The organism is Halomonas sp. A29 (assembly GCF_046723295.1).
Taxonomy (GTDB): Bacteria; Pseudomonadota; Gammaproteobacteria; order Pseudomonadales; family Halomonadaceae; genus Halomonas.
The window spans coordinates 212,725-228,217 of sequence record NZ_JAXQPR010000004.1; the positions used below are offsets into that span (position 1 = coordinate 212,725).

Annotated in this window: 13 protein-coding genes; 3 read left to right on the top strand and 10 right to left on the bottom strand. The window is 64.9% G+C overall.

What is annotated here, in order from left to right; genetic code table 11:
* Nucleotides 1–258: 258 nt before the first annotated feature.
* From SPH52_RS09305 to SPH52_RS09345, 9 genes are all read right to left on the bottom strand, one after another.
* Nucleotides 259–1,323 (bottom strand): ProQ/FINO family protein, encoded by a 1,065-nt coding sequence (locus SPH52_RS09305; protein WP_411794739.1) that lies wholly within the window; start codon nt 1,321–1,323, stop codon nt 259–261.
* Between the two features lie 114 nt (nt 1,324–1,437).
* Nucleotides 1,438–1,956 carry a dihydrofolate reductase gene (locus SPH52_RS09310; RefSeq protein WP_411794740.1) on the bottom strand — a complete coding sequence of 173 codons (519 nt, stop codon included), beginning with the start codon at nt 1,954–1,956 and terminating at the stop codon, nt 1,438–1,440.
* The gene (locus SPH52_RS09315; protein ID WP_411794741.1) at nt 1,953–2,777 is read right to left on the bottom strand and encodes a thymidylate synthase; all 825 of its coding nucleotides are present in this window, start codon (nt 2,775–2,777) and stop codon (nt 1,953–1,955) included. Before SPH52_RS09315 ends, SPH52_RS09310 begins: the two co-directional genes overlap by 4 nt.
* Nucleotides 2,778–2,857: 80 nt before the next feature.
* Entirely contained in the window at nt 2,858–3,655 is a 798-nt protein-coding gene (gene lgt, locus SPH52_RS09320; RefSeq protein WP_411794945.1) for a prolipoprotein diacylglyceryl transferase, read from the bottom strand.
* Nucleotides 3,656–3,659: 4 nt separating this feature from the next.
* Complete coding sequence (locus SPH52_RS09325) at nt 3,660–3,848, bottom strand: hypothetical protein (protein WP_411794742.1); 189 nt, start codon at nt 3,846–3,848, stop codon at nt 3,660–3,662.
* Entirely contained in the window at nt 3,845–5,227 is a 1,383-nt protein-coding gene (locus SPH52_RS09330; protein WP_411794743.1) for a response regulator, read from the bottom strand. Before SPH52_RS09330 ends, SPH52_RS09325 begins: the two co-directional genes overlap by 4 nt.
* Before the next feature lie 34 nt (nt 5,228–5,261).
* A complete protein-coding gene (locus SPH52_RS09335) occupies nt 5,262–6,083 on the bottom strand; it encodes an NRDE family protein (protein WP_411794744.1) in 822 nt (273 codons plus the stop codon).
* Between the two features lie 10 nt (nt 6,084–6,093).
* On the bottom strand, nt 6,094–8,355 hold the full coding sequence (ptsP, locus tag SPH52_RS09340; RefSeq protein ID WP_411794946.1) for a phosphoenolpyruvate--protein phosphotransferase: 2,262 nt from the start codon (nt 8,353–8,355) through the stop codon (nt 6,094–6,096).
* Between the two features lie 155 nt (nt 8,356–8,510).
* Entirely contained in the window at nt 8,511–9,002 is a 492-nt protein-coding gene (locus SPH52_RS09345; protein ID WP_411794745.1) for an RNA pyrophosphohydrolase, read from the bottom strand.
* Between the two features lie 220 nt (nt 9,003–9,222).
* Here SPH52_RS09345 and SPH52_RS09350 point away from each other — a divergent pair, with 220 nt between their 5' ends.
* Nucleotides 9,223–9,879 (top strand): HAD family hydrolase, encoded by a 657-nt coding sequence (locus SPH52_RS09350; RefSeq protein ID WP_411794746.1) that lies wholly within the window; start codon nt 9,223–9,225, stop codon nt 9,877–9,879.
* A gap of 107 nt (nt 9,880–9,986) precedes the next feature.
* On the opposite strand, the gene SPH52_RS09355 is transcribed toward SPH52_RS09350, so the two are convergent.
* Nucleotides 9,987–10,961, bottom strand: coding sequence for a malate dehydrogenase (locus tag SPH52_RS09355; protein ID WP_411794747.1), 975 nt, complete (start codon nt 10,959–10,961; stop codon nt 9,987–9,989).
* A 232-nt stretch (nt 10,962–11,193) separates the two neighbouring features.
* On the opposite strand from SPH52_RS09355, the gene SPH52_RS09360 reads away from it, so the two are divergent.
* Nucleotides 11,194–12,300, top strand: a complete 1,107-nt coding sequence (locus SPH52_RS09360; protein WP_411794748.1) for an efflux RND transporter periplasmic adaptor subunit — start codon at nt 11,194–11,196, stop codon at nt 12,298–12,300.
* Between the two features lie 2 nt (nt 12,301–12,302).
* Entirely contained in the window at nt 12,303–15,386 is a 3,084-nt protein-coding gene (locus tag SPH52_RS09365) for an efflux RND transporter permease subunit (RefSeq protein WP_411794749.1), read from the top strand.
* Nucleotides 15,387–15,493 lie beyond the last annotated feature (107 nt).

The window sequence follows — 15,493 nt, forward strand, 5'->3', positions numbered from 1 at the left end:
GTTATAGTCCAATGCTCGCAGGTAGAACTCTATACCGGGAAAAATGGGAACGCAATAAGAAAAAACACTGTTTTCCTTCGATGCCCGCCTCCCCAGCGGAACTTTTCCCTGCTGATGCGGTCCCGGGCGCTCCCGCCCCCTGGGCCGCGTGCTGCAGACACTGGCAGTCAGTATGCCTGGCAGCGATGAGCCCGCACATCATGCCCCGCTGATGGATAAGAGGCAAGGCTGTCCTTTAACGCTTAGGTTGGAACACCCTCAAGGCCCTTTCGCCTGGCCATTGTGCTTGGCCAGCAGGGCGGAGAGTTTGGCCTCCAGGCGCGCCTCGGGGTCGGCCTGGGTGGCTGGCGTCTCGGCCGGCTCCTCGCGTGACGCCGGGGCGGGCTTGGCGCTACGCGTCGGCGACCTGGGTTTGGCCTTGCGCGACTGGCCTTCGGCGCCGTTGCCGCTATTGACCCCATTACGCCGTGGCGTGCCGCTTGCCGTGCGGCCACTCTCACGCCGCTCGCTCTGCAGGCGTTCCAGCTTGCGCTTGGCGTGTTCGGCGGCCTGGGTATCGACGCTGCCGGCAGGCTGGCCGTCGAGGTCGATGCGCTCGGCGCCTTCACGCACGGCCTTGAGATAGCGCGGCAGGTTGACGTAGCCCGCCAGGGCCCGGCGCACCAGCTTCTCGGGCCAGGGCTCGCGGGCGGCGAGGTCTTGATGGATGCCCACCTTGAGCGGCCGGGTATGGCCCTTGAAGAAGGTATTGGGGTAGCGCTGGTACCACTGCGTCAGCAACGCATCGGCGGAAGGCGCCTGTTCGATGGCAAGGTGGCCCTGGCGTTCATCCTGGGCTGCCGAAGCTTCTTCGCCCTGCTTCTGCTCTGCCACTTGCACTTGCTCTTGCAATGCTTCGGGCTGGGGCGAGGGTTCAGCAGTCATCGCTGCCGAGGCAGGCACCTGCCCTCGCTCGGCCCGATCGCCTGCATCGGCTTCGGCAACCGCCTTTGAATCCTCACGCGGGCGCTGGCCCATCAGCGCCGCGAGCCCTTGGGCACGGCGCCCCGGGCCGGGGAAGACGGGCGCCGGCTCGCCCTTTCGCAGCCGCTCGCGCAGGCGTGCGTTGTCCTCTTCGAGTTCGCGATTCTGCTCGTCGAGCTCGCGGTTCTCCTCCATCAGCTCGAGACGGGCCGCCTCCAGCTCCTGCTTCGCCGCTTCGGCTTCGGCCAGCCGGGCCTCCAACTGCTCTATCTGCGTGCGGAAGCCGTGCAGTTTCTCGAGCGCATCGGCGGCGCGAGCCTCCAGAGCACTGAATAGATGACGTGAACTTTGTTCAATCAAAACCAGCATCCTCCTGGCAGGCTCACGTTGACGACACAGCGACGGACATCGGTTGGGCAAGCTTCCATGATCCAGCAAGTGTGTGCCACAAGCGCGGCGCTGACAATGTGCAGTTCAACGGCGCTCGTATTGTACGAAGCTATAGTCCGGCTGGCCCGGGTGGGGCGAACCCGGCACCCGCTGCACTTCTTGCCACTCGCTCTCGTCCAGCTCGGGAAAACGGGCGTCGCCCTCCACGTCGACATCCACCTCGGTCAGGTAGATACGGCTGGCATGGGAAAGCGCCTGGGCGTAGATCTCGCCGCCGCCCATCACCATGATCTCCTCGGCGGCGTCGATGGTGGCCTGCTGGTCGGCCAGGAACAGCGCCGACTCCAGATCGTGACAGACCCGCACACCATCGTGCTGAAAGGTTTCGTCCCGGGTCACCACGATATTGAGCCGGCCCGGCAACGGCCGGCCGATAGAGGCAAAAGTCTTGCGCCCCATGATCAGCGGCTTGGCCTGGGTCATGCGCTTGAAGAACTTGAGATCTTCGGGCAAATGCCAGGGCAGCTTGTTGTCGACGCCGATCACGCCGTTGCGCGCCACCGCGGCGATCATCGCCACCGGCACCAGGGTCTCGTCCGTCATACCGCAACCTCGGCCTTGATATGGGGGTGGGGGTCGTAGCCTTCGATGGCGATGTGCTCGAAGCGGAAATCGAACAGGGAGTCAACGCCGGCATCGAGCACCAGCCTGGGCGCTGCACGCGGCGTGCGCGACAGCTGCAACTCGGCCTGCTCCAGATGGTTGAGGTAGAGATGCGCGTCGCCCAGGGTGTGCACGAAATCGCCCGGTTCGAGTCCCGAGACTTGAGCAATCATCTGGGTCAGCAGCGCATAGCTGGCGATATTGAACGGCACGCCGAGGAAGATATCGGCACTGCGCTGGTAGAGCTGGCAGGAGAGGCGCCCTTCGGCCACGTAGAACTGGAACAGGCAATGGCACGGCGGCAAGGCCATCTCGTCGACCAGCGCCGGGTTCCAGGCCGAGACGATCAGCCGCCGCGAACGCGGGTTGGTGCGGATCTGCTCCAGCAGCTTGGCGATCTGGTCGACATGGCCGCCACGGGGATCGGGCCAGCTGCGCCACTGGTAGCCGTAGACGGGTCCGAGGTCGCCGTTCTCGTCGGCCCACTCGTCCCAGATGCTGACCCCGTTCTCCTTGAGATAGGCGACGTTGGTATCGCCACGCAGGAACCACAGCAGTTCGTGAATGATCGAGCGCAGGTGCAGCTTCTTGGTGGTCACCAGCGGGAAGCCGCGGGAGAGGTCGAAGCGCATCTGGTGGCCGAAGATCGAGCGCGTACCGACCCCGGTGCGGTCAGCACCATCAACGCCCTGCTCGAGCACCTGCTGCATCAGGTCCAGGTAGGGTTGCTCGAGAGCGGGCTGGGCATTGTCATCTGGCATCGTTGACGGACTCTGCATGGAATGTTCGATAGGCCGAGAGTCTATCGCCTCTCGGCCTGGCGTCCTACTCCCGTTCGGTTTCACTGCGTGACCCGCACTTCATCCACCGGCTGGCGACGCGACCAGGCGATCAGCAGCAGGCCGAAGGCGATCATCGGCAGTGTCAGCAGCATGCCCATGGTGAACCAGCCGAAGGCAAGATAGCCGATGTGGGCATCCGGCAGGCGGAAGAACTCCACCATGAAGCGGAACACGCCGTAGAGCAGCAGGAACAGGCCGGAAACCAGCCCGCGCCGACACGGCCTGGCCGACACCCACCAAAGGATGACGAACAATACGAGACCTTCGAGAAAGGCCTCGTAGAGCGACGTGGGATGACGAAGCTCCGGCCCCATGCCGGGAAACGGCATGCCCCAGGGCAACTCGGTAACCCGCCCCGGCAGTTCACGGTTGATGAAGTTGCCGATGCGCCCAGCGCCCAGGCCGATCGGCACCATGGGAGCGAAGAAGTCGGTCAGCGTGAAGAAGGCCATGCCCTTCTTGCGCGCAAACCACAGCGCCGCCAGCAGCACACCGATCAGGCCGCCATGGAAGCTCATGCCGCCATCCCACACGCGAAACACCCACAGCGGGTCGGCAGCCCACTGGCCCAGGCCGTAGAACAGCGCATAACCCAGGCGACCACCTGCCACCACGCCGATGGCGGTGTAGAACAGCAGGTCGCCGACGTCGTCACGGGTCAAGCCGAAGCGCTCGGCCCGCAGCCGGCCGAGCCACCAGGCGCCGACGAAGCCGACGACGTACATCAAGCCATACCAGTGAACCTGGAAGGGGCCGAGGGAGATGGCGACAGGATCGATATCGGGATAATCCATGATGACCTCAGAACAGGGAACGGAGTCCCACGACCAGCAGCAGCGCAGCAAAGGCGAGCCGCAGCATGCGGGTCGAGAGAATGTGGGCCAGGCGAACGCCCAACCTGGCAAACGGCACGCTGGCGAGAACGATGCCGAGGAAAGCGGGCCACATCACGAACCTGGTGACGCCGACAAGCGTGAGCACTACCGTCATGTCGTTGGAGAACCCTCGAACGCGTCGGGTCGCCAACGCTGCAGGAGCTCGATCAGCTCCCGTGGACCGTAGGGCTTGGCCAGGTAGTCATCCATGCCGACATCGTGAAAGCGGTGTCGGTCGCTTTCGGTGGCATTGGCCGTCAAGGCCACCAGTATGCTGCGCCCGGCGTCGGGCAGCTGCGCTTCCTGTTCGCGCCAGCGCCGGGCGGTTTCGACGCCGTCCAACTCCGGCATGAAGATGTCCATCAATACCAGGTCGTAGGCATGCAGCTGCTGTCGTTCCAGCGCCTCCAGGCCGCTGGCAACGCTGTCGACCCGCAACCCCTGTCGCTCCAGCACCTGGCTTGCCAGCATGCGATTGACCGGGCCATCGTCGACGACCAGCACCCGCAGCGGGCCAGCCTGGCCGGAAGAAAGCCGCATGTCGCGTAGTGCCTCTTCGCCCTGCTCACCCGCCAGGCTGCTGATCAGCAGCAGAATATCGGCGATGCGCTCTCTCAACTGTGCGTGACGGTGCGGGTCAACGCGCTCGCTGGCGCCTTTCATCTCCTGGGCCAGCTCGGAGAGCAGCGGCTCGAGCTCGCGCTGCAACAGCGTCAGGTAGCGCGACTTCAGCCGCGAGTCCTCACGGGCACGCTCACGGGCAGCCAGCAACCCCCCGAGTTCATGCGTACTGGCGCGTTCGAAGAGCAACAGCTGGTAGGGGGACGCATCCAGCCACTCCACCTGGAAGCTGCGCCAGCGGCCATCGCCACCCATCACCTGCACCTCGGCCGGCTTGCTTCCCGCCGCCTCGGTGGCAATCAGACGGGTGGCTGGGTCCTGCCCCTCCAGCGCCTCCTGGCTCTCGCCAAGAAGCTGCTCCATGGCCAGGTTGGCAGCCACGATTCGCCCGTGGTAGAGCAGCATGGCCGGGCGCTGGCTGGTCGTCAGGAGGGCCTCCAGGCTCGGCACCAACCCGAGCCTGGACTGCAGCTCGACCACGCCGTCATGCAGTTTCTCGAGCCGTCCCGTGACCGAGCCCTCGTCATCCGACGGCTGCCGGGACGCCCCCAACCAACGCGGTAGCAACTGCTCGGTTTCCTGCAGCAGCCGCTCGATGCGACCGAGCCGGGATTCTATCTGGCTCTCACACTCATGCATGCTGTGTCGAAGCTGCAGGAGGAAGGCCGAAACGGTCAGGGTAGTGCCCATCAGCAAGGCCAGCAGCAACCAGGCTGACTCGGCCCAGGAGGTCGGATCAGGCGTGGCCACCCACAGCACCACCCCCACCACCAGGCAGAGCAATACCAGTGCCGCCTGGGCCAGCAGCAACGGCCAGAGCAACGGCCAGATCAGATACGACCAGAAGCGGTCCTTGCGGGTTCCCACGGGCATTCGCGTCCCTGTGCCAGGCAATATGGCAGTGAGTTTACGCCGACGGGCCCCGCCTGTCATGGCGGCTTGAGTCACGTAAGTGCATGCGAGTTAGAGCAATTCTTTCCCGAGTCTTGCCAAGCGCCGCTCCTCCGGGGCCGTAACGATGCTCCTCCAGCACGATGACACCCGCGTCGTCGTTCCACTCCAGCCAGGTCGTGGCTCGGGTACCGTACTGTTCGCCGACGATGAACGGTGGCGACAAGCGTCGCTCCAGCTCCAGGCCGACGCCGGTGTCCGGCAAATGGTGATCGTCGACCGGACAGCTGTCGGACAGCGCGCTCATGGCATCCTCCGGCCAGCGACGTCGCAGCGCCATCGCAAGCCCCTGCCGTGCAGCAATCAGCTTGGGCCAGGGGGTATCGAGACTGGCGTTCGATAGACCGTGAATGCCGGGAGTCACTTCCGAGAGCAGCAGCCGCTCCCGGCTGCGGTGAAGATGCCAGAGCCGATGCCCGTCACCAGCCAACAGATTGAAGCCGGCATAGCGCCAGCCATCGCTCGCGGCCAGCCTGGCCAGCCACCCGGCCAGGTCAGGACACTCAAGCGCCTCGCGAACGAGGTGCCCCCTACTCGGGGCGTCGGCCGATACCTTGAGTGCGGGGTCGCGCACGTTGGTGACCGCGGCCACGCGTCCGCCACGATGCACCGCCAACCAACTGCCGCCGGCCTCGAGATCGCGCCCCCCAACGATGTCGGGCGCGTCCTGCCAGGCTTCGAGCGGTGCCGTGGCACGCTGGAAAAACTCGTCGCGATTGGCTACCAGCCGCAGCGGCACGGCCGTTTCCGGACGGAAATCGAAAGCGACGAGGCACATGAGGTAACGCTCAGTCCCGTGGCGGCAGCAGATGCGCCAGCTGCCATTCGCTCAGCCGCATGAAGAGATGGCTGCGTACCGCGGCTGGCGTGTTCAGGGCCAGGGTTTCACGCACCAATGCCTTGGCGGCATCGAGGGAAACCCGGCGTATAGCAGCCCTGACCCGCGGCAGACTGGGAGCATTCATGGAGATCGAGTCGAAGCCCATGCCCATCAGCAGCAGCGCCCCGGCAGGATCACCGGCCAGCTCACCGCACACCGAGATTGGCTTCTTCAGCCGAGCCGACTCCTCGGCCAGGCGCGCCATGGCGCACAGCACGGCCGGGTGACAGGCATCGTAGAGGCTCGCCACCCGGGGATTGTTGCGATCCACCGCCAGCAGGTACTGGGTCAGGTCGTTGCTGCCGACCGAGAAGAAGTCGACACGCTCGGCCAGGGCGTCCAACTGATAGAGCGTGGCCGGCACCTCCAGCATGACACCCACCTTGGGCCGCGGCGCAACGATGCCCTCCTCGCCCAGCTCACGAATGGCGCGATCCAGCAGCCGCAGCGCATCGTCGACCTCATCGATGTTGGTCACCATGGGCAGCAGGATCTGCAGGTTGTCGAGTCCCTGGGAGGCGCGCAGCATGGCACGCAGCTGCACCATCAGCACTTCGGGGTGATCGAGGGTGACGCGGATGCCTCGCCAGCCGAGGAAGGGGTTGGCCTCCTCTATGGGAAAGTAGGGCAAGTCCTTGTCGCCGCCGATATCCAGCGTGCGCATCACCACCGGCAGCGGTGCAAAGCTTTCCAACTGGTCGCGATAGAGTCGCGCCTGCTCCTGCTCGCCCGGAAAGCGCTCGGCGATCATGAACGGTACTTCGGTGCGATACAGCCCCACGCCACTGATACGTTTCTTGAGCGACACCGTGGTATCGATGGCCAGGCCGGTGTTGACCATCAGCGGCATGACGTGGCCATCCGGGGTCTCGCTGGGCAGGTCCTGCTCGTGCTCGAGCACTTCGACCAGCGCCGCCTCTTCGGCGATCAGGCTCTGGTAGCGGGCCTTGAGCTCATCGGTGGGACGCACGAACAGGCGTCCACGATGCCCGTCAAGTACCACCTCGGCACCCGAGAGGCGCGGCAGCGGCAGGTCGACCATGCCCAGCACGGTGGGAACCCCCATGGCGCGCGCAACGATCGCCACGTGAGAAGTACTCGATCCACGCACCGACACCAGACCGGCAAGCCGCTCCCTCGGCACCTCGCCCAGCATGGCGACGCTGATCTCGTCTCCCACCAGAATGCTGTTCTCAGGGAAATTGCCGGGGATCTGTGGTGTCTCCTCCTGGAGGTGAGCCAGCACCCGCCGGCCCAGGTCGCGCACATCGGCGGCTCGTTCGCGCAGGTAGTCGTCGTCGACCCGCTCCAGGTACTGCACGTGACGCCGCACCACGTCGGCCAGGGCACCGGGCGCCCACTGCCCCTCACGAATGCGCTTCTCCACTTCCTGGGAGAGCGCTGCCTCGCTGAGCATCTGCTGGTACACCTCGAACAGCGCCAGTTCCTGAGCCGAGATACGATTGGCCAGACGCTCGCCCGCGGCGCGAATCTCCTCACGCACCCGCTCGATAGCCTCCTTGAGGCGCACGATCTCGTATTCGACATCGGTCGGGATCAGGTCGGGAACGCTGTCCAGGTCGGCCAGCGGCGCTACCACTACCACTTCACCGATGGCCATGCCGGGAGAAGCGGCAACGCCAGTGAACAGTGCCTGGCCGCCCGGCAAGGCGGGCCGGCTGAGGCTACCCGTGGCCAGGGCATGAGCCAGCACCCCGGCAAGCTGTGCCCCCATGGTGATGAGGAAGGCCTCATCTTCTTCGTCGTAGCGGCGCTTCTCCGCCTGCTGCACGACGAGAACGCCGAGCATGCGGCGCTGATGGATGATTGGCACGCCAAGGAAACTGGAGTAGCGCTCCTCGCCGGTGGCTTCGAAGTAGCGGAAGCGTGGGTGTGAAGGGGCGTCCTCGAGATTGAGCGGTTCCTCACGCTCGGCCACCAGGCCGACCAGGCCCTCGCCCACTCGCAGGCTCACGTGGCCGACCGCCTGACTATGTAGGCCGATGGTCTCCATCAGGACGAGTTCCTGGCTTTCACCCTCATGGAGATAGAAGGAACACACGTCGGTGTGCATGGCCTTGCGGATACGGCGAACCATGGTCGCCAGTGCCGCATCGAGATTGCGGGCTCCGTTGACCTCCTGTATGACCCGGCGCAGCACCTCCAGCATCGGCGTCTTGCTTTCCATTGTTGTCTTCCCTCGCCTGGCTGAGGAATCAAGACCAAGCACCGTCACCCGAGGAGGACGAAGCTTCGTAAGGGGGCCCTGCGTTGCCCCTCATATCATGCCCACCCGCTGTCGTTTCGATCAGCGGATGCCTTCTATCAGCGGCCTTCGAGGGCCAGCCGCTGCGCTCGCGGGGAAAGCTCGCTCAGCGCGCGGCGATACACCTCTCGCTTGAATGGCACCACCTGGCCCAGCGGATACCAGTAGCTGACCCAGCGCCAATGATCGAACTCGGGTTTTTCCGAGCCATCCATGCAGATGCGGTTCTCCTGGCAGCGAATCCGCAGCAGGAACCACTTCTGCTTCTGGCCGATACAGACCGGCCTGGAGTTCATGCGCACCATGCGTCTTGGCAGGCGATAGCGCAGCCATCCCCGGGTACAGGCCAGTAGCTCGACGTCATCGGCGGTCAAACCGATTTCCTCCTCCAGCTCACGGTAGAGCGCCTGCTGCGGTGTTTCGGTTGACTTGATGCCTCCCTGGGGAAACTGCCACGCATTCTGTCCTACCCGACGCGCCCAAAGCAGCTGCCCTCTGGCGTTGGCGATGATGATGCCAACGTTGGGGCGAAAGCCGTCAGCGTCGATCACGGACGTCACCTTGTGAAATACGTCATTGATAGCATTCTTCCACAAGGGCGCGAAGCGCATCAATACAAGGTTCAGGCATGATGCTCTCGCCTGCCGACGCTGGGAGAGAGAAAAAGCGCCGCTGGACTTAGCAGCACGGAGCTTTGTCTGACATAATCGCCAGCTTTCACGCAATGCAGCATGACATTACGACAACTCACCACATCGCAAGGGGTAAGCCGTGAGTCTGGCCATCTTCGATCTGGACAACACCCTGCTCTCCCTCGACAGCGACCACGCCTGGGGCGAGTTCCTGCTCGAACAAGGCGCGGTGGATGCCGAGGCCTACCGTGAAGCCAACGATCGCTTCATGGCCGATTATGAGGCAGGAACGCTGGATATCCATGCCTTCCTGGCCGTGGCACTCAAGCCGCTGGCCGACAACAGTCCCGAGCAGCTCGCTGCCTGGCACCAGCAGTTCATGGCCAGCAAGATCGAGCCCAGCATCCTGTCCAAGGGGGAGGAACTGCTGGCACGCCATCGCAGCCGGGGCGATACCTTGCTGATCATTACCGCCACCAACCGCTTCATTACCGGCCCCATCGCCCAACGACTGGGCGTGGACCATCTGATCGCCGTGGAACCGGAAGTGCGTGACGGACGCTATACCGGCAACGTCAGCGGTACGCCGAGCTACCGTGAAGGCAAGGTGAGGCGGCTCGAGGAGTGGCTGGTCGACAAGGACTACACGCTGGACGACGCCTGGTTCTACAGCGACTCCCACAACGACCTGCCGCTGCTGCAACTCGTGGAAAATCCGGTGGCAGTCGACCCCGACCCCACCCTGCGCGAAGAGGCCGAACGGCGCGGCTGGCGGATCATGAGCCTGCGCGACTGAACCAAGCTTGCTCCGCAAACGCAAAACCCCGAAAGCCTGGGCTTTCGGGGTTTTTCTTTACTGCATGCCAACTACACTGCGCGGCGATTCACTCGCACAGGCATTTGTCAGCCCAGTAGATGCTCGACTGCGGCACGCTCTTCCCGCAGCTCGTCTTCCGTGGCCTTCATCTTGGCGCGGCTGAACTCGTCGATCTCCAGCCCCTGGACGATCTCGTAGTTGCCGTTCTGGCAACGCACAGGATAGGAATAGATGATGCCTTCCTCGATGCCGTAGCTGCCATCGGAGGGGATCGCCATGCTCACCACCTGATCGGTACCCAACGCCCAGTCGCGCATGTGGTCGATGGCAGAGGAAGCGGCGGAGGCGGCAGAAGAGGCACCACGGGCCTTGATGATCGCCGCGCCGCGCTGCTGCACGGTGGGGATGAAGTCGTTCTCGTACCAGTCGCGCTCGACCAGGTCGAAGGCAGGCTTGCCGGTCACCTTGGTGTGGGCCAGATCGGGATACTGGGTAGCACTGTGGTTGCCCCAGATGATCATGCTGTCCACATCGGTGACGCGCTTGCCGGTCTTCTGCGCCAATTGGGTCAGGGCACGGTTGTGGTCCAGGCGGGTCATCGCGGTGAACTGGCGCGGGCTGAGGTCCGGCGCGTTGCAGGAAGCGATCAGGGCGTTGGTGTTGGCCGGGTTGCCCACTACCAGTACGCGCACGTTGCGGCTGGCATTATCGTTGAGCGCCTTGCCCTGCACGGAGAAGATCGCCGCGTTGGCTTCCAGCAGATCCTTGCGCTCCATGCCGGGGCCGCGCGGACGAGCACCGACCAACAGGGCGAAGTCGACGTCCTTGAAGGCGACGTTGGGGTCGTCGGTGGCGACGATGTCCTGGACCAGCGGGAAGGCGCAATCGTTGACTTCCATCACCACGCCGTTCAGCGCATCCATTGCCTGGGGAATCTCGAGCAGCTGGAGAATGACGGGTTGATCCGGGCCCAGCATGTCACCTGCTGCGATACGGAAGATAAGGGAGTAGCTGATCTGGCCAGCACCGCCGGTAATGGCAATACGTACGGGATCTTTCATCGTTGCTCCTTCGGTTGAGCCGCCTGAGGATAAGCCTGGCGGATGCATATCCGCCCTGGCCGGAATCCGGACCGCGAAGATGTTATGCCTGCACCGCACAAAACTCAATCCGACCTCTGGTTAGGGGAAACCCTTCACAATAGCTGTGTGTGGCGACTGATACCCTTCGGCACATGCGCTATCATGCTGTGCCTAAATATGCTAATGCAGCTTTTTATCCAGGGAAGGCCCCATGTCGAAACGCCCACCCATTTCCGTTCTGTTGGCCGCCCTGGTGCTGCTGGCCCTCCTGCTGTGGTTGGCGCTCGGCGACTTCCAGCGCTTCCAGCAGCAGGCACCCAGCGGCGAAGCACCTCCCAGCGAGACGCTGCCACGGGTCGAGTATCGCATTAGTCAGGCCACGTCCTACATGCCTCGGCGGGTGGTCCAGGGGCAACTGCAGGCCTTTCGCGAAGTCGAGCTGCGCAGCCGTCATGCCGGGCGCGTCATCGAGTTGTCGGTGGCCCAGGGCACGGCAGTCAAGGCCGGCACGCCGCTTCTGGCCTTGTCACGCGACGCGCTGGAGGCCCAGTTGGAACGGGCCGAGGATCAGCTCGAACTGGCCCGGGCCGAGCTGGCCGGGGCCAACAATCTGCGCCAGCGCGACCTGATCTCTCAACCCGAGCTACTGCGCCTGCAGAGCAGCGTCAGCGTGGCCGCAGCGGACGTAGCCGAACTACGCCAGGCACTTGACGAAACCCGTCCCACTGCCCCATTCGACGGCGTGCTTGACCGACTCGACGTGGAGCTTGGCGACGTGCTGCAAATCGGGGATACCTTCGCCCGGCTGGTCGATGACCGCCGCCTGAAGGCCAGCGCCTGGGTGGCTCAGCGGGATGCCCATGACCTGCGCCCCGGCCTGCCCGCCGAAGTCCGGCTGCTGGATGGCAGCCGCCTCTCCGGTGAACTGACCCATGTGGCCAGTCGCGCCGACGAAGCCACGCGCTCCTTCTATGTCGAAGCCGTCTTCGACAATCCGGAGCGCCGCCGTCTGGCCGGCGCCAGCGCCACCCTGGCGGTTACCCTGCCCGAGCGCGAAGTGCATCGCCTCTCCCCCGCCCTGCTCGAGCTGGACGACGAAGGACGGCTGCGGGTCAAGCATCTGGATGACGACGACCGCGTGGTGAGCACCCCCATCAGCCTGGTGGCCGCCGATGCCACGGAGGCCCGCGTTGCCGGGCTGCCCGAGACGATCCGGCTGATCACCCTGGGCGGCGGCTTCGTCGCCCCCGGCGCTGGCGTCATCGCCATGCCCGCGGCAAGCCCCACCGAGCATGACGACCGCGCGGAGTCTCCCTGATCATGCGCACCCTGATCGAGGCCGCTCTGAACCGGTCGCGTACCACCCTGTTGCTGCTGTTCGCCCTGTTGATGGCCGGCCTGGCTGCCTGGCAGGCGGTGCCCAAGGAGGCCAACCCGGACGTTCCCATCCCCATCATCTACGTCTCGCTGGCGCTGGAAGGGGTGAGCCCCGAGGATGGCGAAAGGCTGCTGGTGCGCCCCATGGAGCAGGAGCTGCGCACCATCGAGGGCGTGCGCAAGATGACCGCTCAATCCAGCGAAGGCCATGCCGCCGTCACCCTGGAGTTCGATGCCGGTTTCGATCCGCGCCAGGCGCTGGCCGACGTGCGCGAACGGGTCGACATCGCCAACGCCTCGCTGCCCGACGAGGCCGAGGAGCCGCGCGTGTTCGAGGTCAACGTCGGCCTCTTCCCGGTGCTGACGCTGGGGCTCTCGGGACCGATCGAGGAGTTCCGCCGGCTGGCCATCGCCCGCCAGCTTCAGGATGCCTTCGAAGGCGTCCCCGAAGTGCTCGAGGTCGAGATCGGCGGCGAGCGCGAGGAATTGATGGAGATTGTCATCGACCCGCTGGTGCTCGACAGCTACGGTGTGGACTTCGATACCCTGTTCAACCTGATTACGCGCAACAACCGACTGGTTGCGGCCGGCAGCCTGGATACCGGCGCAGGCCGCACCCCGGTGAAGGTTCCCGGCGTGATCGAATCCCTCGACGACGTGCTCAACATGCCGGTGAAGGTCGATGGCAACAGGGTGGTGACTTTTGCCGACGTGGGCTGGATCCACCCTACCTTCAAGGAGCCCGAAGGCTTCGCCCGCATCGACGACGAGCCGGCCCTGGTGCTGGAGATATCCAAGCGCGCCGGTGCCAACCTGATCGCCACCATCGAAGGCGTGCGCAACATTCTCGCTGAAGCCGCCCCGCTGCTGCCCGACGAGCTCTCCATCACCACGATCATGGACCAGTCGGTCACCGTCGAGCAGATGCTCTCGGAGCTGCTCAACAACGTGGTCACGGCCGTGGTGCTGGTGCTGATCGTGATTCTGGCGGCAATGGGCGTGCGTTCGGCACTGATGGTGGGACTGACCATCCCCGGCGCCTTCCTCACCGGCATCCTGCTGATCTGGGCGATCGGCTACACGCTCAACATCGTGGTGCTGTTCGCCCTGATCCTGGTGGCTGGCATGCTGGTGGACGGTGCCATCGTGGTCAGCGAGCTGGCCGACCGACACCTGCGCGAAGGCCAGCCACCCCGGCAAGCCTGGATCAATGCCGCGGCACGCATGAGCTGGCCGGTGATCGCCGCTACCGCCACCACCTTGGCGGTGTTCATCCCGCTGCTGTTCTGGCCTGGCGTGGTGGGGGAGTTCATGAAGTACCTGCCGGCCACGGTAATCCTGTGTCTGCTCGCTTCGCTGGCCATGGCGCTGATCTTCCTGCCAACCCTGGGCAGCGTGTTCAGCGTACGCGCCAGCAGGGCCGTGCACGGCGAGGAGATGATCACTGCGGGGGGACGCTTGTACCGTGCCACCCTCGCCAGACTGCTAGCCCACCCCGGCATGACACTATTGATCGCCTTGCTGCTGATGGCGCTGATCTTCGTTGGCTATGGCCGCTTCAATCACGGCGTGGAGTTCTTCCCCGACGTCGAGCCGGAAAACGCCCAGGTGATGATCCGCTCCCGCGGTGACTTTTCCGCCCTGGAAAAAGACGCCATCGTGCGCCGGGTCGAGGCACGCCTGGCCGGCATGAGCGAGGTGCAGGCACTCTACGCCCGCTCCTACGCCATCCCCAACGAGCAGATCGGCAGCGACGTGATCGGCACGGTGCAGTTCCAGTTGATCGACTGGCAGGAGCGCCGCCCGGCCCGTGTGATCATGAACGAGATGGCCGAACGCACCGCCGACCTGCCCGGCGTGGCGCTGGAATTCCGCGAACAAGAGCAGGGCCCCGGAGGTGGCAAGCCCATCGTGCTCGAGATCAGCGCCCAGCAGAACGCCGCCGGCGAGGCAGCGGTGGAAGCCATTCGACAGGAGATGGAGCGGCTCGGCGGCTTCCGCGACATCGAGGACAACCGCAGCCTCCCCGGCGTCGAGTGGCGGCTCAACGTGGACCGCGCCGCCGCTGCTCGTATGGGCGCCGACGTGGCCGCGGTGGGCAGCGCCGTGCAGTTGGTCACCAACGGGCTGCAGGTGGCCACCTATCGCCCCGCCCACGCTCCCGACGAGGTCGACATCCGCGTCCGTTTCCCACACTCCTGGCGCCACCTCGACCAGTTGGATCGATTGACCCTCAATACCTCCCGCGGCCAGGTGCCGGTTTCCCATTTCGCCACTCTGGAGCCAGCCCCCAGGGTGGGTACGTTGCACCGGATCGATGGACAGCGGGCCATCACCCTGGAAGCGGACGTGGCTACCGGCTACCAGCCTGACGAACGCCTGCGCGCGCTGCTGGCGGCCTTGGGCCCGCCCCCCGAGGGCGTGCGGGTCAACGTCGCCGGCGAACAGGAAGACCAGGAAGAGGCCAGCCGTTTCCTGATTACCGCCTTCCTGGTGGCGATCGGGTTGATGCTGCTGATCCTGGTGACTCAGTTCAACAGTCTCTACCAAGCGCTGCTGGTGCTCTCGGCGATCGTGTTCTCCACCGCCGGCGTACTGATGGGCCTGCTGATCAATGGCCAGCCGTTCGGCATCGTCATGGTAGGCATGGGCATCATTGCCCTGGCGGGCATCGTGGTGAACAACAATATCGTGCTGATCGACACCTACAACGAGCTGCGCCAGGCAGGACTGGCTCCCGTTAATGCCGCGCTGGAAGCCGGCGGCCTGCGCCTGCGCCCGGTGCTGCTCACTGCAATCACCACCGTGCTGGGCCTGATGCCGATGGTGCTGGAGATCAACGTCAACCTGTTCGCCCCGAGCCTGGGCATCGGTGCCCCCTCGACCCAATGGTGGACACAGCTCTCCAGCGCGATTGCCGGCGGACTGATATTCGCCACCGGTCTGACGCTGCTGCTGACACCTTGCATGCTGGTGCTATGGCAGCGCCGCCCGGCACATGTAGAGGCCGAGCCCGCCGAGGCGTGAGTCACTGCAGAGCCGACGTCCAAGCCAGATGAATTGCCCGGATGCAACGGCGCCGCCCCGGGCCTTTGCCCGGGGCCTTTGCCCGGGGCGGCGCCTGAGGAATCGGC